The sequence below is a fragment of the Nostoc sp. DSM 114167 genome (assembly GCF_052692655.1).
Map to the genome: position 1 here is coordinate 3386843 of NZ_CP195116.1, position 22629 is coordinate 3409471.

Annotated in this window: 17 protein-coding genes; 7 read left to right on the forward strand and 10 right to left on the reverse strand. The window is 41.2% G+C overall.

Going from position 1 to position 22629, the window contains the following annotated elements; translation table 11 throughout:
* Positions 1-336 precede the first annotated feature (336 nt).
* From NSTC731_RS14355 to NSTC731_RS14365, 3 genes are all read right to left on the reverse strand, one after another.
* A complete protein-coding gene (locus NSTC731_RS14355) occupies positions 337-1440 on the reverse strand; it encodes an AI-2E family transporter (RefSeq protein ID WP_445631394.1) in 1104 nt (367 codons plus the stop codon).
* A 336-nt stretch (positions 1441-1776) separates the two neighbouring features.
* On the reverse strand, positions 1777-2211 hold the full coding sequence (locus NSTC731_RS14360) for an NUDIX hydrolase (protein WP_445631395.1): 435 nt from the start codon (positions 2209-2211) through the stop codon (positions 1777-1779).
* Between the two features lie 14 nt (positions 2212-2225).
* Positions 2226-2672, reverse strand: a complete 447-nt coding sequence (locus tag NSTC731_RS14365) for a hypothetical protein (RefSeq protein ID WP_445631396.1) — start codon at positions 2670-2672, stop codon at positions 2226-2228.
* A 345-nt stretch (positions 2673-3017) separates the two neighbouring features.
* On the opposite strand from NSTC731_RS14365, the gene folD reads away from it, so the two are divergent.
* The 3 genes from folD to NSTC731_RS14380 all read left to right on the forward strand — a co-directional run bounded on the left by folD (position 3018) and on the right by NSTC731_RS14380 (position 5787).
* Positions 3018-3905 (forward strand): bifunctional methylenetetrahydrofolate dehydrogenase/methenyltetrahydrofolate cyclohydrolase FolD, encoded by an 888-nt coding sequence (folD, locus tag NSTC731_RS14370; RefSeq protein WP_445631397.1) that lies wholly within the window; start codon positions 3018-3020, stop codon positions 3903-3905.
* A gap of 175 nt (positions 3906-4080) precedes the next feature.
* Positions 4081-5013, forward strand: coding sequence for a geranylgeranyl diphosphate synthase CrtE (crtE, locus tag NSTC731_RS14375; RefSeq protein ID WP_445631398.1), 933 nt, complete (start codon positions 4081-4083; stop codon positions 5011-5013).
* A 318-nt stretch (positions 5014-5331) separates the two neighbouring features.
* The gene (locus NSTC731_RS14380; RefSeq protein ID WP_094350479.1) at positions 5332-5787 is read left to right on the forward strand and encodes a divergent PAP2 family protein; all 456 of its coding nucleotides are present in this window, start codon (positions 5332-5334) and stop codon (positions 5785-5787) included.
* Between the two features lie 278 nt (positions 5788-6065).
* On the opposite strand, the gene NSTC731_RS14385 is transcribed toward NSTC731_RS14380, so the two are convergent.
* The 4 genes from NSTC731_RS14385 to NSTC731_RS14400 form a co-directional block, all read right to left on the reverse strand.
* Positions 6066-6719 carry a hypothetical protein gene (locus NSTC731_RS14385; protein ID WP_445631399.1) on the reverse strand — a complete coding sequence of 218 codons (654 nt, stop codon included), beginning with the start codon at positions 6717-6719 and terminating at the stop codon, positions 6066-6068.
* A 253-nt stretch (positions 6720-6972) separates the two neighbouring features.
* A complete protein-coding gene (locus tag NSTC731_RS14390) occupies positions 6973-7302 on the reverse strand; it encodes an MgPME-cyclase complex family protein (RefSeq protein ID WP_445631400.1) in 330 nt (109 codons plus the stop codon).
* A gap of 62 nt (positions 7303-7364) precedes the next feature.
* Complete coding sequence (locus NSTC731_RS14395; protein WP_445631401.1) at positions 7365-8084, reverse strand: SnoaL-like polyketide cyclase; 720 nt, start codon at positions 8082-8084, stop codon at positions 7365-7367.
* A 222-nt stretch (positions 8085-8306) separates the two neighbouring features.
* Positions 8307-9032, reverse strand: a complete 726-nt coding sequence (locus NSTC731_RS14400; protein WP_445631402.1) for a pyridoxine 5'-phosphate synthase — start codon at positions 9030-9032, stop codon at positions 8307-8309.
* Positions 9033-9223: 191 nt separating this feature from the next.
* Between NSTC731_RS14400 and NSTC731_RS14405 the strand changes: the two genes are divergently transcribed.
* From NSTC731_RS14405 to NSTC731_RS14420, 4 genes are all read left to right on the forward strand, one after another.
* Positions 9224-15130 carry a trifunctional serine/threonine-protein kinase/ATP-binding protein/sensor histidine kinase gene (locus NSTC731_RS14405; RefSeq protein WP_445631403.1) on the forward strand — a complete coding sequence of 1969 codons (5907 nt, stop codon included), beginning with the start codon at positions 9224-9226 and terminating at the stop codon, positions 15128-15130.
* Between the two features lie 92 nt (positions 15131-15222).
* On the forward strand, positions 15223-17142 hold the full coding sequence (locus tag NSTC731_RS14410; protein WP_445631404.1) for a sensor histidine kinase: 1920 nt from the start codon (positions 15223-15225) through the stop codon (positions 17140-17142).
* 157 nt (positions 17143-17299) lie between these two features.
* Positions 17300-17938 carry a Uma2 family endonuclease gene (locus tag NSTC731_RS14415; protein ID WP_445631405.1) on the forward strand — a complete coding sequence of 213 codons (639 nt, stop codon included), beginning with the start codon at positions 17300-17302 and terminating at the stop codon, positions 17936-17938.
* Between the two features lie 36 nt (positions 17939-17974).
* Positions 17975-18781, forward strand: a complete 807-nt coding sequence (locus NSTC731_RS14420) for a Uma2 family endonuclease (RefSeq protein ID WP_445631406.1) — start codon at positions 17975-17977, stop codon at positions 18779-18781.
* 223 nt (positions 18782-19004) lie between these two features.
* Here NSTC731_RS14420 and NSTC731_RS14425 read toward each other — a convergent pair whose 3' ends face one another.
* The 3 genes from NSTC731_RS14425 to ilvD all read right to left on the reverse strand — a co-directional run bounded on the left by NSTC731_RS14425 (position 19005) and on the right by ilvD (position 22583).
* A complete protein-coding gene (locus tag NSTC731_RS14425; RefSeq protein WP_445631407.1) occupies positions 19005-19574 on the reverse strand; it encodes a hypothetical protein in 570 nt (189 codons plus the stop codon).
* A gap of 50 nt (positions 19575-19624) precedes the next feature.
* Positions 19625-20482, reverse strand: a complete 858-nt coding sequence (locus NSTC731_RS14430) for a hypothetical protein (RefSeq protein WP_445631408.1) — start codon at positions 20480-20482, stop codon at positions 19625-19627.
* A gap of 415 nt (positions 20483-20897) precedes the next feature.
* The gene (gene ilvD, locus NSTC731_RS14435; RefSeq protein WP_445631409.1) at positions 20898-22583 is read right to left on the reverse strand and encodes a dihydroxy-acid dehydratase; all 1686 of its coding nucleotides are present in this window, start codon (positions 22581-22583) and stop codon (positions 20898-20900) included.
* Positions 22584-22629 lie beyond the last annotated feature (46 nt).

Here is a 22629-nt window from a genome sequence, read left to right on the forward strand (position 1 = left end):
AGTGTTGTATTCCGTTTTCACCTGAAAAATAAAGAATTTTATGATGCTTTTGTCGGGGTTGATCGTTGATTAATGCGCTACCAGATTTCCTTTTATAAGTAAATGTATGTAAATGGCGATGCCTGCTGTGGTAACAGAGCTTTGTCCTTTGCGTAGTGTCTCGTAGACAAGTGCAGACTACACTTACACTCAAGTTTTTTACGATTATTTTGCTTGCTGGAAAACTTTTGATGCACAAATTAATAGCTTCTTATTTTTTTGCATTATAAATTATGATTTTGCACTTTATTTATAGACAAAATCGCCGATTTTTAAGTTCATCTGAATGATTGGATTTTAACTATAAGTTCCAGCTCTATCAGTTATTACCGTAACAGGTTCGGACTCTATATCCTCTATCTTATTAAACTCTCCAGCTTGCCAGCTATCTGTTGTATCTTTGATAAAGCTGGCAATAGGGATCGCAATTAACAAACCCAGTACTCCTCCCAACTTTGCGCCCAGCAATAAAGAAATCACCACCCACACAGGATTTAAGCCAGTCAAATTGCTGAGAATTCGAGGTGCAATAATATTAGAATTAATTTGATCGATCGCAACAGCTACACCTAAGACTTCCACCCCTAACCAAAAATTTTGCAGCGCTACCAACAAACTTACTATGGCGATACCTACCCCCGTACCAAAGGGGAAGAGTGAAAATAAACCAATACCAATACCAAAAAGTAAAGCAAGGGGAACTTGCAGCGCCAAAAACACCAGAGTAATTGTCACCCCTAACACAGCTCCCAATGTTGCTTGACCGATAAAGTAATTGTGGAAATCTTCTCGCAGTAATTCCCGTACTCTTGGCCCAATATTAGGGGGAAACCACTGAAAAATTCCGTCCCAAAGACGTTCACCATTCAATATTAAGTATATAGTCAGTACTACCGCTAGCAGCACATTGAGGACAATACCAATGGTATCGACAGCAAAACCAAGAATTCTACCAGTGAAGGACTGAAGTTGGTTAGATAATCGTTCCAGAACTTGCGTGAATAAACCACTTAAATTAATCGGAAGTTGCTGTTGACTTAACGCCCAATCTTGAAAAGCTTGCAGCTGCTGAGTACCAGAATCAATCCAACTGGGCAAAATATTAGCCAGTTCAACGAGTTGTTGAATAATCAAGGGAACCAAGGTGATGCCTAAACCTACTAAAATCACCAGAGTCAAAAGCAACACTCCCCCGATCGCTAAGTTGGGTTTCACTCCTTGTTCTTGGAGAAACTGGATTGGATAGTTCAAGACAAAAGCTAGTAGGATGGCGGCGGCGATAACGCTAACTAAGGGTTGAAAATACTGTATAACTTGGAGCAATAGCCAGCCGTTGAGAATAGCAATGGGAAATGCCAATCCTATAGTTAACCATCGCGGCAGTTTGTTTGCTGATTGCATTAGCGATCACCTCATAAGAGTTCTAACTTTATTTTGGCTTCTAGGGATGTGGGGAGTAGGGGAGCAGGGGAGCATACTTCTACTACGCTCAGTAACCAGGGGAGCAGGGAAGCAGGGGAGTGAGAGAGTGAGAGAGTGAGGGAGTGAGGGAGTGAGGGAGTGAGGGAGTGAGGGAGTGAGGGAGTGAGGGAGTGAGGAGACAAGGGGACAAGGGGACAAGGAGATAAACAAAACTCCTAACTCTTAACTCAGCACTGGCTCAACGCCCCGCTATCCATGTACAGCACTCAGCACTCCCAATGACAAATGACTTATGACTTATGACTTATCCCCAAATTATGTTGGATTTTTCTCAATAAAATCCAACATAATTTTCTGATGCATTGTCCCTAAAGGTCGCACTTCGCCAGCATTTTGTGAATAACAGTTACCTTGGCGAATATCTTCTGGCGTAAATAACGCCATATCCCAGCCTTCATTTAGAACCAGTTGATTTAATTCCACTAAGAGTGGTGCATGAAAGACATGACGGACAACTCTTTCGTTGGGATAACAGCCAAATTCAATAAAAGGTGGTAGATCGTAGCCGATTTCTTCTAAAATTTCTCGTTTTACCGCTACATCTGGCGTTTCACCAGGTTCGATGTGACCGCCGAACAGCGCCCAATAACCAGGGTAGAGAATACCGGGGATGTTGTCACGCAGTTGCATGAGAAACTTGTTTTTCTGGTAGAGAATTGCGATCGCTACGTGCACCTGTTGATTGTTCATATCTTTATTTTTAATTATTCTTCTTCTAAATAAACTTCCCCCAATTCTTTGCCAGCTAAGGGAATACTTCGGTAGCGAACTTTACCCTTAATTACAACTTCTGAACCTTCACCCAGATTTTTTTGATTGGTGACAACCCAAATTTTGCCCGTTGAGTCCTTAATTTTATAAGCCCATTGTTTGATCAGGGGAGCTTGCTTTTCTACCTGACCTTGGATGTAAACTATAGCCTGATTGTCTTGTTTTGGTTTAATTTCTCCAATTGGAGTGACATTTGTACCAATTTTTAAGCCAGCACCACGCAAACCAGGCGATGTCAAGTTACCACAACTACAAAGTCCTGCGATCAGGAAAAAACTTAACCCCAAACGGTAAGGAACAATACTGTGCCCGTACAAGAACGAAAGAGATAAATTTCTTATTTGTCGCATAAAAGCCACCGATTTATTTATTTTGGGCATTGGGAGTGCTGAGTGCTGAGTGCTGTACATGGATAGCGGGGCGTTGAGCCAGTACTGAGTTAGGAGTTAGAAGTTTTGTTTATCTCCTTGTCCCCTTGTCCCCTTGTCTCCTCACTCCCTCACTCTCTCACTCTCCTGCTCCCCTACTCCCCCACTCTCCCACTCTCCCAATTCTTTATTCTTCAGATGATGCCGTTGATCTGAGAAAATAAACATTATGAATTTACTGTGAGAGAAACGCTACGACATCAAACAGCAACACAATAATAGTCGAAAGTCAAGACTTAAGAATCAATATTTTCATTTTGGACTTTGGACAAAAAGCGAACATAGCTGGGAATTTTCATGGAAACAAAAACTGCCAAAATCCTTGATGGGAAAGCGTTAGCTGCAAAAATTCAGCAAGAACTTTCTGTTGCTATTACACAATTACAACCAAAAATTGGACGACCGCCTGGTTTAGCAGTGTTGATGGTTGGTGATAATCCAGCATCAGCGGCTTATGTACGCAATAAAGAAAAAGCTTGCACTAAAGTTGGGATCGCTTCTTTTGGTAAGCATTTTCCTGCCGAAACTACCCTTGAGGAGTTAGAAGAGGTAATTGCTGCACTCAACCACGACAAAAGAGTGGATGGCATTCTTGTGCAATTGCCCTTACCTAACCACCTGGATGCTGTAACTCTACTACATCAAATCGATCCCGATAAAGATGCTGATGGACTGCATCCAGTTAACTTGGGGCGATTAGTACGGGGAGAAACTGGGTTACGTAGCTGCACCCCGGCTGGTGTGATGCGGCTTTTACAAGAATATGAGATTCCTTTGCAGGGAAAACAAGCAGTAGTGGTAGGGCGCAGTATTTTGGTGGGTAAACCGATGGCGCTGATGCTATTAGAAGCTGATGCCACAGTCACGATCGCTCACTCGCGATCGCATGACCTGAAAACCATCACCCAAAATGCTGATATTCTAATTGCAGCAGTAGGTCGTCCCGGATTGATCTCTGCTGATATGGTGAAACCGGGCGCTGTTGTGGTAGATGTGGGAATGAATCGCGTCACCGATGCTAATGGCAAAAGTCGTCTCATTGGCGATGTCCATTTTGAATCAACCACTGATGTCGCAGGATTTATCACCCCAGTTCCTGGTGGTGTCGGCCCGATGACTGTTGCCATATTGTTGGAAAATACATTTGCTAGCTATTCTAGAGCGGCAAAAGAAGAAAGAGAGTGAGGAGTCAGAAGTGATGAGTTAAAAGTTGAAAGCGATCGATTAAAAGTTAAGAGTTATTAACTCCTAACTCCTAATTCCTAACTCCTAACTCCTAACTCTTCATTTTTTTCAGTCCCCCAGCACCTTAAAATTGTGACGTATAAGGCAAAAATCGCAAAATGTCAGGAATTAAAGAATGGTAGCAACTGATAACGTCCAAAAGACACCACCAGAAGAAGCCACATTTAACTTAGCAGCTTATTTAAAAGAGCGACAAAAGCTTTGTGATAATGCTTTGGATCGGTCTATCTCGGTCATTTATCCAGAAAAGATTTATGAGGCGATGCGCTACTCATTATTAGCTGGAGGTAAGCGTGTACGTCCCATTCTTTGTCTTGCCACCTGTGAAATGATGGGTGGAACTATTGACATGGCCATGCCAACAGCTTGTGCTGTGGAAATGATCCATACAATGTCGTTGATACATGACGACCTGCCAGCGATGGATAATGACGATTACCGTCGGGGAAAGCTGACGAATCATAAAGTCTATGGGGAAGATGTCGCGATTTTGGCTGGCGATGGCTTGTTGGCTCTTGCTTTTGAGTCTGTTGCCATTGAAACCCCTCAAAGCGTTAAAAGAGAAGTAGTTTTGCAGGTTATTGCCCGTCTTGGTCGAGCCTTGGGGGCAGGTGGTTTGGTCGGCGGTCAAGTTGTCGATTTAGAGTCAGAAGGTAAATCTGATATTTCCTTAGAAACCTTAAATTTTATTCATAAACACAAAACAGCCGCCCTGTTGGAAGCTTGCGTAGTTTGTGGCGGGCTAATTGCTAATGCATCACCTGAAGATGTGCAGCGGCTAACCCGTTATGCTCAAAATATTGGGCTAGCATTCCAAATCATCGATGATATTTTGGATATCACTTCTACCCAAGAGCAATTAGGTAAAACAGCTGGCAAAGACCAAAAAGCTCAGAAAGTTACCTATCCCAGCCTTTGGGGACTTGAGGAATCACGCTCAAAAGCCCAAGAGCTAGTTAAAGAAGCTTGTGTAGAATTAGAACCATTTGGAGATAGAGCTAAACCACTCCAAGCGATCGCTCATTTTATTACCAGCCGTAATAACTAGTAACGCTTTGGGTAATTCCTAATTCGTAATGACGCTCCTGCGTCGCTTGCCGCCGGCGCTAACGTAATTCCTATACCGCAAACGTTTCATTGATTGGGAATGGGTGGTTTATTTACACCATACTGTACTACTACTGCCCAACGAAATTAAAAATTCACTGATTCAAAATTACAAAAGCTTATCAAATCAGCTTTTAGACTATTTTGAATTGTTGGTCTTTTTCCAACGTGATAGATCGATTTGGAAATTTTGGGTTGAATCTAAATGTTTCCTCAATCAACAACTGCTGCTAATATTTACTAACCTAACCAAAATAACATGCAGGACATAGGCAACATTTTAGACAACCGGGTGCTGCTGGTTGCTCTGGTAGCTTGTTTAATTGCTCAAGCATTAAAGCTCGTAGTTGAGATCGTCAAACATCGCAAACTGAATGTGCGTGTTTTGGTGACAACCGGAGGTATGCCCAGTGCCCATTCGGCTCTGGTTACGGCTCTAGCCGCTGGTGTAGGGCAAACACTGGGTTGGGCATCTCCTGATTTTGCCGTTGCGATCGTTTTTGCCATCATTGTCATGTATGATGCAGCTGGAGTTCGCCAAGCGGCTGGTAAGCAAGCTCGTATTCTCAATCAAATGATTGATGAATTATTTCACGAAAAACCAGACTTTAGCCAAGACCGTCTGAAAGAATTACTCGGACATACACCAGTCCAAGTAATCGCTGGATCGGCTTTGGGTATAACCATCTATTGGTTAGCTAGGTCTGCTTATTAAACTAGAGCAATAAATCTTTGTTTGAGGGGCTATTGATCATTAATAACTGGTAATTTGTCAATCAATTTTGGATTTTGGATTTTAGATTTACCCCGTGAATAAATTTAGGGAATTAAAAATGAAAGGATTTGTTCCAAATAACTTGCTTCACGCAAAGCGAGTATAAATATATTCCCTGGAAACCCTTTGAAATTTTGAATTTAAAATCACAAATTAGGTCAATTGACAAATTACCACGTCTGGTAGATCGCATCAGGATACCAGTGAACTTAAGATAGCTAAAACCGCACAGTCGAGCGCAGCAAAATCACTTTACGACTATCTACTAGGCTGGCAACGAAACCGCCATTGTTTAGCTTTTGCAATGTATTATACGCTTCAGTTTGGTTAGTGGTATGAACTGCTAGCAAGTAAGGGCGTTGTCCATAAGAAACAAAACCGACGTTACCTCCGACCACTTGCTGCACACTATTTACTAGTTCTGGACGGTTGTAATAATCTACCAGTACTGCATAACCTTCTCCTAATGCTTGAGGATTATAGCTGACTGTCTGCTGAGGTGGTTTGGGCTGTGACTGTGGCTGCACATCTGCCGTTGTCGTTGGTCGAGTGGTAATTATGGCAGACAAGCCAACAATATTGCTGACATATCTTGCCCAACGATTGGCATCGTCAATTTTATTAAAACCTCCGACTCGCGTCACGGTTTCGTTGAGATATTTGCAGGTGATAGTTTTAAGTTCGGGTGGTAAGGCGCTACGTAACTGCTTTTGATTATTTGCTGTGGGACTGACTACCAATAAAAGATACTCACCCGTATTTGGTGGTTGACAAGAGGGAATGGTTTTTTGAGCAAGTACAGAACTCATGCCACCAATCAACCCTACAATCGCTAATCCTAAAACACTTGGTAAATTCTGAAATCTATGCACAAAAGTTAGATTATGTAAATTAAGGTGTCTTAGAAGATTTTATAAGAAAAAAGCTGAAAACCTAGCTACTTCAGTATGGTGATGAAATCCGTGTCAAAAAATATATTTTGTTACTCAAAAATCAAATTAGGGAGTGGGGAAGAGGCAGAGGGTCAGGGGAGACAAGGGGACAAGGAGGAATTATTGAACAAGTCTCTCCCTTGTCTTTTCTCCATGCCCAATGTCCAATGCCCTATGCCCCAATGCGCTATGCCTAAGATACGGTAGCTAACGATGCCAAAGCATCTGGTATTGCCTCAGAAGGAGCCTGGAATTCTCCAGTAATGACGTACTCTAAACGCAGTTTTAACCAAGTAATAAATTGAGGATTTGTAGAAATAATTGCTACTGCTGGTTGGGGACACTTCGTTTTTAGCTCTGTAAACTGCGGTGTTTCCAAGAAAGCTGGTTGCTCAACTAACCAAAAATCTATTTGTTTTTCTTGTTCGTGGTAGTTACGGGTGCGTTCTTTGAGAACTTCGTGTATCGGTTCTTCTTCGAGAAGAAAGCGGTGACTTGCCAAAACGTAATGGTATGTTTGCATTTTCATCCTTTGGTTGCTATGTGAATAATTTCAGGGCACAGTGACTCTGTACCCTGACAAAACTAACTTTTGTGGGATTTCTTAAACCAAGAACTGAACGGACAAGCACTTTTCTGGTTTTCAGATTTTATCTGTTTGCCACCAGATGTTAGCTTTTCCAAGAACAGATTATTGTCGAAGTAATGTTCTAAGGAAATAATCTTCAAGTCATCGGTAACTTTTGCAATGGTCATGCCGATAATTTCTAGCGTCTCTCCAGTAGGTGCATGGTCTTTGTATTCTCCGTTAAAATGTCCCCAATGCCGCCATTTAAATGTGACATTCGGTGGCCCAGAGAAAACTTCCATTACTTCCCAAGGAAATCCTTGGGGAAATGTTGTGTGGAAGACTTTTGCGGATGATTCAAAACTTTCTTCTGAAGCCTTATAATGCTCTGAATCAGCCATAAATAAATTGTAAGTACCTTGGGCTGATAAATCTGCTGCGGTATACTCTACTCCGCCATTAGTACTGACGCGAAAGTTGTCATTCACAATAGATAACCACTCTTGCGGGTTAGCTTTGAAAGATACCTCCATCTCAAAGGTTCTCACCAAGTTTTGCACGATCGCTTCTAGTGTTCCTTCAAGATGATTATAGATACTTTCTTTAGCAAGATTCTCTTTTGAACGGGAATAATCAGGCGGTGTCTGATAGCGCCACTCGACATCAGTACTTTCTGCTATCACCTTATCCCGATCCTGTACCCAAAGTGGTAGGTTGTTAGATTGTGTTGCGCTCATAGAAGTTTTTGCTGAAGATTCGATCCCAATTTCTAGATTTCGCAGTGACAACCCCTCTTTTAAGATACGGGAGTGAGGAGTGGGGAGAGGGGGGAGATGGGGGAGATGGGGGAGACAAGGGAGACAAGGGGGACAAGGAGGAATTATTGAACAAATCTCTCCCAAGTCTTCCCCCTCTTCCTTGTCTACCTTGTCTCTTTTCCATGCCCAATGCCCAATGCCCTATTCCCCATTCCCTCTTATAGCTTGCTTCATCTCGCGGACTGCCCTTTCCATACCTACTAATGCTGCCCGACTGACGATGGTATGACCAATGTTCAGTTCTTCCATGCCTGGAAGCGCAGCCACCGGATAGACGTTCCAGTAGGTGAGTCCATGACCAGCGTTGACTCGCAATCCAGCTTGAATCGCTTGTTCACACCCTTTAGCTAATATGGCTAATTCTCGGTGGCGATTTGTTTCATCTTTAGCCTCAGCATATTGTCCGGTGTGCAATTCAATAAACTGCGCCTGTATCTTGACAGATGCTTCGATTTGTGCTGTTTCGGCATCGATAAATAAACTAACTGGAATGCTAGCGCTTTGCAATTTATCGACTATTTCACCTATTCTAGCAATTTGCCCGACAATATCTAGTCCGCCTTCTGTTGTGACTTCTTCGCGCTTTTCGGGGACTAAAGTCACGTAATCTGGTTTGATATCGAGAGCGATCGCCAGCATTTCATCTGTAGCGGCCATTTCTAAATTAAGATGCGATCGCACTGTTTGCCGCAATATCCGCACATCCCGATCTTGGATATGTCGCCGATCTTCACGCAAATGCACCGTAATTCCATCAGCACCCGCTAATTCTGCCAGCACCGCCGCCGCTACCGGGTCTGGTTCCACCGTCCGCCGCGCTTGCCGGATAGTGGCGATGTGGTCAATGTTAACGCCAAGTGTAGGCACCCCAGGTTTCTCCCAAATCCACAGTCCTTAGAACTTGATTTTACCGGAAATAGCGGTAGTTTTGCTGAAAAAGCTACACATAGATTACACGCGTACAATGCAATTGTTTAAAAGAAAACTGAGTTAGCAAAAGCTTATTCTTGGGCAAACTACTTTAAATAAGTAGCTGATTTCACAAGAGTTGATGAAGTATGAATACAGCAGTTGAGCCGATGGACAAGCTTTTGAACTATCAAATTAGCGAACAACTTTATGCAGGCTCTAGAACCGTAGTTTACCGTGCTATTCGAGAGGCGGATCGACTTCCGGTTGCGATCAAACTGCTCCAGCAAGAGTATCCTAGTTTCAATGAACTGCTGCTGTTCCGTAATCAGTACACTATTGCTAAAAATCTTGACCTACCCGGTATTGTTCGTCCCTACAGTCTGGAACCTTACCGCAACAGCTATGCTTTGGTGATGGAGGATTTTGGTGGTATTTCCCTTAGAGATTGGCTCAATCAAAAAATGGAAAGCAACCAATATACTTTGACAGAGTTTTTGGATATTGCGATCGCTCTGAGTAATACTCTTGACGGACTTTATCGCCATCGAATTATCCACAAAGATATCAAGCCAGCCAACATCCTTATCAACCCAGAAACTAAGCAAGTCAAGTTAATTGACTTTAGTATTGCCTCTCTTTTACCCAGAGAAACCCAAGAAATTTACAGTCCTAATGTCTTAGAAGGTACTCTCGCTTACCTTTCTCCAGAACAAACCGGGCGGATGAATCGCGCAATCGACTATCGCAGTGATTACTATTCCCTCGGCGTTACCTTCTATGAATTGCTGGCTGGACATCTACCTTTTAAGTCTAACGATCCGATGGAGTTGGTTCACTGTCATATTGCCAAGCAACCAGAGCAATTAGGAGGTAGGGGGCAGGGGGCAGGGGGCAGGGAGGAAGAAATTCCCGAAGTTCTTTGTGAAATTGTGATGAAATTGATGGCGAAAAATGCTGAAGACCGCTATCAGAGTGCATTAGGGCTAAAATTTGATTTAGAAAAATGTTTGTCTCAATTGCAAGAAATTGGCAGGGTTAAATCCTTTCAATTGGGTGAGCGGGATATTTGCGATCGCTTCATCATCCCAGAAAAACTTTACGGTCGCCAAGCCGAAGTTCAAAATTTACTGGATGCCTTTGAGAGAGTCAGCCAGGGAAGCACTGAAATTATGTTGATAGCGGGCTTCTCTGGCATTGGCAAAACTGCTGTGGTAAACGAAGTCCACAAGCCAATTGTACGACAACGGGGTTACTTCATTAAAGGTAAATTTGATCAGTTCCAGCGCAACATCCCTTTCTCTGCCTTTGTGCAAGCTTTTCGAGACTTAATCAGGCAACTGCTGAGTGAAACTGATGCCCAATTTGAGCGGTGGAAGCGCAAAATTCTTTTTGCTTTGGGTGAGCATGGACAAGTAATGATCGAGGTGATTCCAGAACTGGAAAGTATGATTGGTAAACAGCCACCTGCGCCGGAACTCTCTGGAAGTGCGGCACAAAATCGCTTCAATTCGCTGTTTTTGAAATTCACTCAAGTCTTCACTGCATCAGAACATCCATTAGCGATCTTTATTGACGATCTGCAATGGGCAGATGCTGCTTCTTTAAACTTAATGCACTTGTTAATGAGTGAAGCTGACATCGGCTATTTATTGTTAATTGGTGCTTATCGAGATAACGAAGTCAACCCAGTACATCCGTTGATGCTGACTTTAGAAGAGATTGAGAAATTAGATGCCACAGTCAATACGATTACCTTATTACCCCTCGATCGGGTTTCTATTAATCATTTGGTTGCAGATACATTGAGTTGCTCTTTAGCTTTAGCCACACCTTTAACAGAATTAATATTGAGCAAAACTAAAGGGAATCCTTTCTTCAGCACCCAGTTTCTCAAAGCGCTACATCAAGATCGACTAATTACATTTAATTTTGATGGTGGTTATTGGGAATGTGATATTGCTCAGGTGCGATCGCTCGCTCTTACCGATGATGTAGTAGAGTTCATGGCAATTCAGCTTCAGAAATTGTCAGCAAAAACTCAAGAAGTTTTGAAGTTAGCAGCTTGTGTCGGAAACCAATTTGATTTAAAGACATTAGCGATCGTCTATGAAAAATCTCAGTTGGAAACAGCCACAGATTTTTGGAAGGCTGTACAAGATGGGTTGATTATTCCTACCAGTGAGGTTTATAAGTTCTATCATGATGAGTCTGAATTTAGAATTCATAGTTCACAATTTCAGCAACACAATTCTCCTGACTCTTGCTCTTACAGATTTCTTCATGACCGTGTTCAGCAAGCGGCCTACTCTCTTATCCCTGAATCTCAACGAAAAGCTACTCATTTCAAGATTGGGCAATTACTGTTAAACAATACATCACCTGAAGCGCTTGAAACCAGCATTTTTGACATTGTTAATCAGCTAAATGAAGGAATTGACATAATTGATGGACAATCTCAAAAATATGAACTTGCTCAACTGAATCTAATTGCTGGTAAGAAAGCAAAAGCTTCTACTGCTTATAAAGCAGCCCTGAAATATTTTACATTGGGTAGAAGTTTGCTGATAGCAGAAAGTTGGTTAACTAACTATAAAATTACGTTTGAATTATATCGAGAATCCGCAGAATCTGAATATCTAACTGGCAGTTTTAACCAAGCCGAGAAATTATTTGAGATAGCGTTATATCAAAGTCAAGATAGGTTTGAAAAAGTAGAGATTTATAAGATTCAGATGTATCTGAAAATGACTCAGGGGGAAAATATCGCAGCTAGCATTGAAGCTGGAGTAAAAGGTTTGAGCATTATGGAAATGCATCTGCCAGTCACTCCTGAAGAACAGCAAGCTGCTATCGAAACTGAACTTCAAGAATTAAAAGCTAAACTGCAAACGGTTCGTATATCAGATTTATTCGATCTGCCTGAGATGACAGATCGAGATCAAAAGGTTTGTATGGGTATTTTAGCTGACCTTTGGGCAGCAGCTTATATGGGAGGAGATGAATATCTCACTTGCTTGGTTCCTCTATTAACGATTAATTTATCATTTAAATATGGCAATGCAGAAAGCTCTGGTTTTGCTTACTGTATATATGGGATGAGTCTAGCAAATCAAGGAAATTATCAAACTGCTTATGAGTTCGGTACATTAGCACTAAAACTCGATCGTTACTTTAATAGTACTCAATTTATTTTTAAGACCAATAATATCTTTGCACACACGATTAATCCCTATAATCAGCATTTAAAAACTAATTTGCCACTTTCTCAGGAATCATTCCAAGTCTGTCAAGAAACAGGAAATTTGGTATTTGGTGTTTGGGCAGTTTCGTTTTTGATTTGGGCAATGTTAATTAAGGGCGATCGCCTCTCAGAGGTTTACGCAGAAACTGAAAAATATCTGAGTTATGTCCAACAGGTTAATGATGTCAATATGCTGTATGCGTTTACTTTACAGCGCCAGTTCTTATTGAATTTGCAAGATATATCTAAAAAAACCGATTTATTAGACGCTCGCAACGACGAAGATATTCCCTACATAGAAGTATGGAGACAGAAGAACAATTTCGATCATGGAATTAATTGGTACTGCTTTCTCAAAATCCAATTGTCCTACCTTTATGGTCGTTACACAGATGCTGTGCAAGCAGCAGAAGAAGCTGAAAAAACTCTTGCTTGTAACTCTGGCTTTTTCCCAATTATTCAGTATCATTTCTATTATCCACTCAGCTTGATAGCTCTCTATCCCAATGTGACATTAGAGAAGAAAAAGCAGTATTGGGAAATTATTCGCGAGCATCAACAAATTCAGAAAAATTGGGCGAATAGTTGTCCAGATAACTTTCTACATCGATATCTCTTATTATCTGCGGAAATAGCAAGAATTTCTGGCAAGTATATGGATGCAATCGAGTCATACGATCGCGCCATTGCCAAAGCTAAAGAAAACGAATATGTCAACGAAGAAGCTCTCGCTAACGAACTTGCAGCCAAGTTCTATTTAGAATGGGGCAAAGAACGCATTGCTCAAGAATATTTGATTAATGCTTACTATTGCTACAGCCGTTGGGATGCTAAAGCCAAAGTTGACGATCTAGAACAGCGTTATCCACAACTGCTAGCCCCAATTTTACAACAGAAGCGTTCACTACTCACACCCAATGAGACGTTCGCAAATATTGACAGCATTAGTACCTTCCACCCAAGCATTCATAAATCAGTAACCTCTAGCAGCAATACATCAGTAATGCTAGATTTGGCAACAGTTTTAAAAGCCTCTCAGACTCTCTCCAGTGAAATTGAACTGGATAAATTACTTACGAAGCTGCTACAAGTGGTGATTGAAAATGCTGGAGCAGATAAGTGTGCGTTACTACTGCTTAAAGAAGATAGATTGCTAGTTGAGGCGATGGCTGAAGTTGGGCAGCAATCAACGGTGTTACAGTCCATTTGTGTGGAAGATAGTGCAGATGTTCCTCATAGCCTAATTTACGCCGTCAAACGCAGCCTGGAACCTACCGTTATCCTTGATACAACATTGCATCCGGCGTTGATAGCCGATCCCTATATTATTCGTCAGCAACCCAAAAGCTTGCTGTGTACGCCGATTCTCTATCAAGGGAAACTGTTAGGGATTTTATATTTAGAAAACAATCTCATGACTGGAGCATTTACTAGCGATCGCGTCGAAATTCTCAATTTATTATGTACTCAAGCTGCAATTTCCCTAGAAAACGCTAGGCTTTATCAGCAAGCACAAGATACTCTAGAAAACTTGGGACAGACTGAACAATTTTTGCGGTTAATTATTGACAATATCCCACAATCTGTTTTCTGGAAAGACTGCAATAGTGTTTATTTAGGCTGTAATCATAAGTTTACGCAAACTTGGGGTCTAGGAGTGCCAGAAAATGTTATTGGGAAAACAGACTACGACCTTAGCTGGACTAGCGAGCAATCAGATTTTTTTGTAGCGCGCGATCGCCGCATCATTGAGTCTGGGGAAGCGGAACTCAACATTATTGAAACCGTGCAACAAGTAGATGGACAACATAAGTGGTCTAATACAAATAAAATTCCTCTAAAAGATAGAGAAGGAAACGTTTTTGGTATCCTCAGCACATCTGAAGACATTACTGAACGCCAACAAGCACAACAATTGTTACAGCAGCAAAAACAACAGTTGGAACAAGCGTTGCAAGAACTCAAAACGATGCAATTGCAAGTGGTACAAAGTGAAAAAATGTCTGCCCTTGGCAATCTGGTAGCAGGTGTTGCCCATGAAATCAACAATCCTGTAGGCTTCATTGCTGGTAATATTGAACCTGCCAAAGATTATGTTAAAGATTTGTTTGGACTAATTAATCTTTATCAACAAAATTTTCCCAATCCCGGTTTAGATATTCAAGATGAAATTGATGCCATAGACTTGAATTATTTACGCGAAGATTTGCCTAAATTACTAGACTCGATGAAATTGGGTGTTAACCGGATTCGTAGTATCAGTACCAGTTTGCGAACCTTTTCCAGAGCAGATAAGGACTATAAAGTTCCTTTTGATATTCACGAAGGGATTGACAGTACTATTCTGATTCTCAGACACCGTTTAAAAGCTAATGAAAACCGTCCAGCAATTGAAGTGGTGAAGAATTATGGCAAACTACCTCTAGTGGAATGCTTTGCAGGACAACTTAATCAGGTGTTTATGAACTTGTTAGCAAATGCCATTGATGCGCTTGAACAATACAATACAGAACGCAGTTTGGAAGCGATTCTTGCCAACCCCAATTGCATCACTATTCAAACTTGTGTAGTAGATTCAGGTCAAAATGTTTTGATTAAAATTGCTGATAATGGCGTCGGGATGTCACCAGAGGTTAAACAAAAAGTATTTGACCATTTATTTACTACTAAGCCTGTCGGAAAAGGCACTGGATTAGGATTAGCGATCGCTCGTCAAATTGTGGTCGAAGCACATGGCGGTTCGCTCTCTTGTACTTCCGAACTTGGAAAAGGTACAGAGTTTCTCATTCAAATCTCTGCTCAACAACAATAATTAGTGCTGAGTGCTGAGTGCTGAGTAATTTATAGTTTACTCAGCACTTTTTATTTTTAGTTTTTAAATTCTTAACTGGTAGGAAAGCTACAATGATACTTAAGTTGCAGAAAACCTGGTCGAAAATTCATCTCGGATGGAATACCAATATCAACAAAAAATACTACTCATTTCAATGGCGATCGCGGAAGTTTATATTATTATCAATTGTGATAATTCTGTCTATTAGCATTAGTGCCACAGCTATCACTAGTTACAAGATTGTTAAGGGATTGCTACTCACTAGTCTCAAAGAACAAGTACTGTTAAAAACACGGCGAGGTCAGGATGATATCGATAACTGGTTAGCCATTCGGAAGACAGAAATTAAAACTTTGGCAAATACTACTGTGGTGCGATCGCTCGATTGGTCTGTAATGGAACCTTACTTGCAATCTGAATTGAAGCGGCTGCAAACGTTTTTGCTCATGACGTTGAGCATACCAGATGGCACATTAATGAATACTCAAGGCGATCGGCTCAATGTTAAAGACCGAGAGTTTTTTCAACGGAGTATGGCGGGTGAAACCGTAGCAGCCGATCCAATTATTGGACGCACAACCAAGCAGCTACAGATTCAGATTAGTTCGCCGATTCCTGCCGAAACAGGCATAAAGCCAGCAGGTGTTTTAATGGGAGGAATTCCAATTAAGCGAGTCGTTGAGGCGATCGGCAATTTACATCAAGGTAAAGTCAGCTATGCCTTCGCGCTGAATTCTCAAGGAGTTCCCATTGCCCATCCCAACAAAGAACTAATTGGTACACCCGAAAAAGCTGCCAAAAGTTTTCTGAACTCGCGCAATCCCAGATTAGTTGAAATTAGCCAAAAAATGGTAGCTAAACGCACAAATATTGAATTGGTGAAACTGGATGGTAAATGGAGCTATATTGCTTACACTCCCCTCAGAGAAGCAAATTGGTCAGTAGCGTTAATTGTGCCAAAAGAAAATATTGAATCGCCATTACAGGCGTTGAACCTGTTGGCTACAGTTTTGGGAGGATTGCTATTGATTGGGTTGATTAGTGCGTGGCGACAGGTGCAGCTATATGAACAGATTCGCGATCGCGCTTTGATTTCTAGCCAGCAGGCGCAGCAACTCAGCAAAACCCTGAAAGAATTGCAAAATACTCAAGCTCAACTCATCCACACCGAAAAAATGTCTAGTCTGGGACAATTAGTGGCTGGAGTGGCACACGAAATTAATAATCCCGCCAATTTTATCCATGCCAATCTCAATCATGCCAGCGTTTACAGTCAAGATATCCTCGATTTGCTCAAGCTTTATCAACAAACCTACCCAAATCCTACCCCCGAAATTAGCGATCGCATTCAAGACCTTGATATTGAGTTTCTAGCAGAAGATTTACCCAAATTAATGGCATCAATGCAATTGGGAACCAAACGCATTCGTGAAATTGTACTGTCGCTGCGTAATTTCTCGCGCCTCGATGAAGCAGATATGAAATTTGTAGATATTCATGAAGGATTAGATAACACTCTGATGATTTTGAACCGTCGCCTTACAGCCACGCCCAATCTACCAGAAATTCAGATCGTTAAGCAATACAGCGATCTACCGCTAGTAGAATGCTACGCAGGGCAACTCAATCAAGTGTTTATGAATGTTCTAGTCAATGCGATTGATGCACTAGAAGAAGCCAGCCAAAAACGAAGTTTTGAGGAGCTTAAAACTAACCCAAATCAAATTAAGCTCCAAACCCAAATTGACAAATCAAGTCATTGCGCGATCGTTCAGATTTCCGATAATGGTATTGGGATGTCAGAGAATGTCAGGCAACGGGTATTTGACCACATGTTTACTACTAAACCTGTGGGTAAAGGAATCGGATTAGGAATGGCGATCGCTTATCAAATTATTGTAGATAAACATCGAGGGACTATTGAAGTTGATTCAACCCCAGGATATGGAACAGAGTTTACCATCCGTATTCCTTTAACAAGTAAAAATTAAAAATTGCTGACAAAATTGAAACAGTCAAAGATTATATCAATGAATTATTTTGGTTAATTTGTACACTAATGGTCATAAGCGATATACTTTAAGAAAGTTGATTTGTAAATTCCATCTAATACATACAATTATTACTATATCAACTCTCTGAGGTAATATGCTTTTAAAACTGCAACAAATTATTGTTAACCCTGGTCAACAAATGTTACTTAAAGATATTAGTTGGCAGCAGTTAGAAGATATTTTAGCAGAAATGGGAGAAAGACGTGCAGCACGTATTTCTTATAGTCATGGTTGGTTAGAAATTATGGTTCCTCTACCAGAACACGAAAAAGATAAAGAATATATTGGTGAATTAGTAAGAGTTTTATTAGACAAACTCCAAATTGATTTTGAGCCTTTTGGTTCCACAACACTAAAAAATGAGCGAATGCGGCAAGCAGTAGAACCAGATACCAGTTTTTATATTCAAAATCAAGCTGCTATAATTGGAAAAAATCGCATAGATTTAAATATAGACCCACCACCAGATTTAGCAATCGAAATAGATATTACCTCTCGCACTCGATTTGAGAATTATGAAATTTTGGGAGTTCCTGAACTTTGGCGACATACACAAAAAGGTTTAGAAATTTGCTTGCTAAAAGAAGGTAAATATATAAAATCTGAATCTAGTCCTAATTTTCCTGACATTCCAATTGTTGAATTAGTTAATAAATATGTGCAGCAGTGTTTAACAATTGGGAGAAGTCAAGCTATGCGTAACTTTCGAGATTGGGTAAAGAATAATTTATGATAAAAATCTAAAGCTTTCTGAGAAAGGCGATCGCTCATGACTACCGAAAACAACCCAAGAGCCATTCTAGACTGGGAACACCCCACACCGCCCACAAATTTAATTTTTGATGACGGAGAACCTTTGGAATCAAATCGCCACCGTATTGCTATGAATGTCCTAATTCGGTCATTGCAACAAGCTTGGGCTGAACGGAATGATTTTTTTACTGGTGGCAATATGTTTATTTATTACAGCAGCGCCCAAGTACGTAACCAGGATTTTCGTGGCCCCGATTTCTTTGCTGTCTTGAATGTGGATGGGACTAATTCTCGGCAAGGTTGGGTAGTGTGGGAAGAAAACGGTCGTTATCCTGATGTGATTGTAGAATTAATGTCACCATCTACAGCCAAAATAGATAAGACTGTTAAGAAAGACCTTTACGAACAAACTTTTCATACTTCAGATTATTTTGTCTATGACCCCTTTGACCCGACTTCTTTGCAAGGGTGGCATTTAGATCATAATCAGCAATATCAATCTTTGACACCAAATGAGCGTGGTTGGTTGTGGTGTCAAAAGTTAGGTTTATGGTTGGGAACGTATGAAGGAACAATAGACAGAGAAACGGCGGTATGGTTGCGGTTTTATGATGTCGCTGGCAATTTGGTTTTGTTACCAGACGAAGCTGCTGCTGCACAAGCACAAGTTGCAGTCACGCAGGCGGAAATTGCTGTTGCACAAGCACAAGCCGCAGTTGCACAAGCAGAAGTTGCTGCTATACGAGAAGAAGCGGCTGCTGCACAGGTGGCTCGTTTAGCGGCTAGATTGAGAGAATTGGGGGAAAATCCAGATATGTTGTGAGAAATTTTGGCTTTTTTGATTTGTAGGAGTAATAGATGAAGAGACAATGTACGAGCAAGTTGCCAATAATTTCTGGTCAAGAGTGCATTATATCAAATTCGAGTGATTACTTGTAATAAAATATCTCAATGTAGGTTGGGTTGAACGGCAGCGAAACCCAACATGAACAATGATAAAATGTTGGGTTTCGTTCCTAAATCCAACCTACAGATATTATAAGTGTTTAACTAATAATTAATTGTTCTGGTTGAGTTATTCTTAACTCCTGCACTTTTCCTGATTGAATAGGTACTACTTCTAGTATACTAATATTTCTACCAATTAAATCTTGGGGATTTTGTGGTTTCGGGAATGTTTGAGTATTCGGCAGATTTTTAAGCTTTGCCTGAAGTATTTCTTCTGTCAAAACCACGCGATAGATCCGACTTTTATTACAATATAAGTTTAAATAAATAGTTGTACCTGTATCAATATGATATCCATCAACCTTTCCAGCAAAGCTATTTACCTCAAAAAGTTGTGCAATTGGTTGTAATGATACCCAACCAGCAGCTATTACCCCTAAATAAAGTGCAGTTATGTCAAATCCAACTTCTTTTTCCAGTATTTCTTTTAATGTTTGTGAAGCAACCAATTGATAAAACAGGCTGATACTAGTTACTAAGCCTCCTGAAGCAAGTGCTATATTTATTGCTGCTGTTAAATTTAATGATTGCTTACTTCGGAAAGAGTATAATGTAAAAAATATAAAATTTACCAGCCCCCATATTATTAGTTTTGTTGAGTTACTCATAAATTTGGTTATTTCCAATTACTATTATCTTCTATTGTGTGAATTAGGCTTTATATTTTAGAAATAATCGAACTCAAAAAGAATCCACATATAGCACCAATAATTGAGCCGGGAATTTGAGCAATTAGTCCACCTAAAAAAGTGCCACCTAATGCCAGGGCAATCATATAATTACCTTGTTTCCAGATATTGTTGTCTTTTCTTGGCTCGTAAGATGTGAATGCGGAAACATAAATTGATGGCAGATTGTTTTTTTGATAATTTAATGCGTATACTGCTCCAATTAAAGCTCCAAACACGGATAATGAAGTGTTACCAGCCAGACTTCCTATAAATGCTCCTCCACAGGCAAAAGCAATTATATATTTAGCTTTTAATAAACCCCCAGTAGCCAACAGAATTGCTGAGATTAGAATGTTTTGATAATTATAAACTTCGGCAGAAGTGGAAGAAAAGCATAGACTCTCAATTAAAGCTATATCTCCATCTCTGAGTCCCGACGCTTGTTCTTCCGTAATGCTGGAATTTCTGGCGTTGCCTGCGATAAACTTTTGAGCTTGTTCAATGGCGGCGTTTAACTCTTCCCGGCTGCTAGCTTTCACCTTGAGTTTCTTGCCGTTGGCTTCAACTTCCAACTCAATGGTTTTGTTACCCAAGCGATCGCCTAAAAATCCCAGCAATTTCTTAAAATTGGCAAGGCTCACCTCTGCTTGCAACACCCCCACCAGAAACCCGCCAACAGATTTGGCTCCTTCGGGTATTTCTGTAGCTGTTACTAGTTCAGCACTTTCAACATCTAAGTCTTTGATTTCTCGCAGCAGATTCCGTGCTTCTCGTTCTTGCTCCTCTGCATCTAAATCTGGATTAGAAAGAGCGATCGTCAGTTTGACGTTAGATTCAGAACTCATTTTGTGCCCTTTTAAGTTTTTCAGCAGTTGATGGTCAATAGTATTTCTGTAGTATATCGATTGACATCACTTCTTCTATGTAAATTTCCTGAAACTTTTTCAATATTTTTCCAAAAACTCACGAAAATAAGGTAAAAATCTGGTATAAATACAGAACGTCCCTCTTCAATAGCTTCAAAACTTAGAGGCGATCAATAGTATTTCATCTGACAAATTGTTTCGATACAGCAGTTTGTTTTACCACGCTTGCGATCGCAAAGTAAGTTACTGAGTTTGTCCTTGCAAATTCTTTAGAAGCGATCGCTAGATCAAACGATTACATAACAGCGTAAATCCAGCGATCGTCTCAAATAACTAAACAAGGGGCTGAAGCCCCTTGTTAAAGGTAGGCAAAGCGCCACAGTTGTCAGGTTAACTAAAACAAGTCCAAATCTGTTACAGCACCAATACTGCTAGAAGATACCAATTTGGCATATTTCGCCAACACGCCTTTAGTATAACGCGGAGCCGGAGGTTGCCAGTTGGCACGACGACGAGCCAATTCTTCTTCGGATACGTTCAACTGCAATAAACGAGCGGGTGCATCAATAGTAATACTATCGCCTTCTTCTACAAGCGCGATCGCCCCACCAACTGCTGCTTCTGGAGCAACATGACCAACCACCATACCGTAAGTACCGCCAGAAAAGCGTCCGTCGGTAATTAATCCGACAGCATCACCCAAACCAGCCCCGATAATTGCCGAAGTGGGAGCCAACATTTCGCGCATTCCAGGGCCGCCTTTAGGCCCTTCGTAGCGGATGACGAGAATATCACCAGCTTGAATCTTACCAGCTAAAATTGCATCTAAAGAGGCTTCTTCTGATTCAAATACTCGTGCGGGGCCGGTAATTACTGGTTTTTTCACGCCGGTAATTTTGGCGACAGCCCCTTCCGTTGCCAAATTACCTCTGAGGATGGCTAAATGTCCTTGAGGATACATCGGGTTATCCCAAGTCCGAATCACATCTTGATTGGCAGATGCTTCTTCTGGGATGTCTGCTAATATCTCTGCAATGGTTTGACCGCTGATGGTGAGGCAATCACCGTGTAATAAATCATGCACAAGTAACATCTTCATTACTTGCGGAATGCCACCAGCTTTGTGCAAATCTGTAGCAACATATTTACCACTTGGTTTTAGATCGCACAAAACGGGAACGCGAGCGCGGATAGTTTCAAAGTCGTCTATAGTTAACTCTACATTAGCGGCGCGGGCGATCGCTAAAAAGTGCAGTACTGCATTGGTAGAACCACCCACCGCCATAATTACAGAGATAGCATTCTCTATAGATTTGCGGGTAATAATTTGCCGGGGTAAGATTTGTTTGCGAATCGCTTCGACTAACACAAACGCTGATTTTTCTGTGCTATCAGCTTTTTCAGCATCTTCTGCCGCCATTGTCGAAGAATAGGGTAAACTCATCCCCAGCGCTTCAAATGCTGAAGACATGGTGTTAGCTGTGAACATTCCCCCACAGGAACCGGCACCCGGACAAGCCCGACTTTCGACTTCTAATAATTCCTTGTCGTCAATTTTTCCCGCACTGTATTGACCAACAGCTTCAAAAGAACTAACAACAGTTAAATCGCGTCCGTTGTAGTGACCGGGTTTAATTGTGCCACCGTAAACGAATATTGCAGGGATATTCATCCGGGCGATCGCTAGCATTGCCCCTGGCATATTTTTATCACAACCGCCAATGGCTAGTACACCATCCATACTTTGTCCAGTACAGGCGGTTTCAATGGAATCAGCAATCACTTCCCGCGATACTAAGGAATATTTCATCCCTTCAGTTCCCATCGAAATCCCATCGCTAATGGTAATCGTACCGAACACTTGCGGCATTGCTCCGGCAGTTTTAATCCCCACTTCTGCCCTTTGTGCCAGTTGATTTATTCCCATATTACAGGGAGTGATCGTACTGTAGCCGTTGGCAATGCCCACAATAGCTTTATTGAAATCTTCATCTTTAAAACCAACTGCACGCAGCATAGCTCGATTAGGCGATCGCTGCACTCCTTGCGTCACAATTTGGCTTCTCAAATTCTCCGACATCTTTTTTCCTTCCGTGCCATCATCGCAACTGTTGCGATTGTATTAC

Bases quoted from the DNA above. Each gene is read 5' to 3' on its own strand.
- NSTC731_RS14355 (WP_445631394.1), bottom strand. From the start codon at position 1,440: ATGCAATCAGCAAACAAACTGCCGCGATGGTTAACTATAGGATTGGCA.
- NSTC731_RS14360 (WP_445631395.1), bottom strand. From the start codon at position 2,211: ATGAACAATCAACAGGTGCACGTAGCGATCGCAATTCTCTACCAGAAA.
- NSTC731_RS14365 (WP_445631396.1), bottom strand. From the start codon at position 2,672: ATGCCCAAAATAAATAAATCGGTGGCTTTTATGCGACAAATAAGAAAT.
- folD (WP_445631397.1), top strand. From the start codon at position 3,018: ATGGAAACAAAAACTGCCAAAATCCTTGATGGGAAAGCGTTAGCTGCA.
- crtE (WP_445631398.1), top strand. From the start codon at position 4,081: ATGGTAGCAACTGATAACGTCCAAAAGACACCACCAGAAGAAGCCACA.
- NSTC731_RS14380 (WP_094350479.1), top strand. From the start codon at position 5,332: ATGCAGGACATAGGCAACATTTTAGACAACCGGGTGCTGCTGGTTGCT.
- NSTC731_RS14390 (WP_445631400.1), bottom strand. From the start codon at position 7,302: ATGCAAACATACCATTACGTTTTGGCAAGTCACCGCTTTCTTCTCGAA.
- NSTC731_RS14395 (WP_445631401.1), bottom strand. From the start codon at position 8,084: ATGAGCGCAACACAATCTAACAACCTACCACTTTGGGTACAGGATCGG.
- NSTC731_RS14405 (WP_445631403.1), top strand. From the start codon at position 9,224: ATGAATACAGCAGTTGAGCCGATGGACAAGCTTTTGAACTATCAAATT.
- NSTC731_RS14410 (WP_445631404.1), top strand. From the start codon at position 15,223: ATGATACTTAAGTTGCAGAAAACCTGGTCGAAAATTCATCTCGGATGG.
- NSTC731_RS14415 (WP_445631405.1), top strand. From the start codon at position 17,300: ATGCTTTTAAAACTGCAACAAATTATTGTTAACCCTGGTCAACAAATG.
- NSTC731_RS14420 (WP_445631406.1), top strand. From the start codon at position 17,975: ATGACTACCGAAAACAACCCAAGAGCCATTCTAGACTGGGAACACCCC.
- NSTC731_RS14425 (WP_445631407.1), bottom strand. From the start codon at position 19,574: ATGAGTAACTCAACAAAACTAATAATATGGGGGCTGGTAAATTTTATA.
- NSTC731_RS14430 (WP_445631408.1), bottom strand. From the start codon at position 20,482: ATGAGTTCTGAATCTAACGTCAAACTGACGATCGCTCTTTCTAATCCA.
- ilvD (WP_445631409.1), bottom strand. From the start codon at position 22,583: ATGTCGGAGAATTTGAGAAGCCAAATTGTGACGCAAGGAGTGCAGCGA.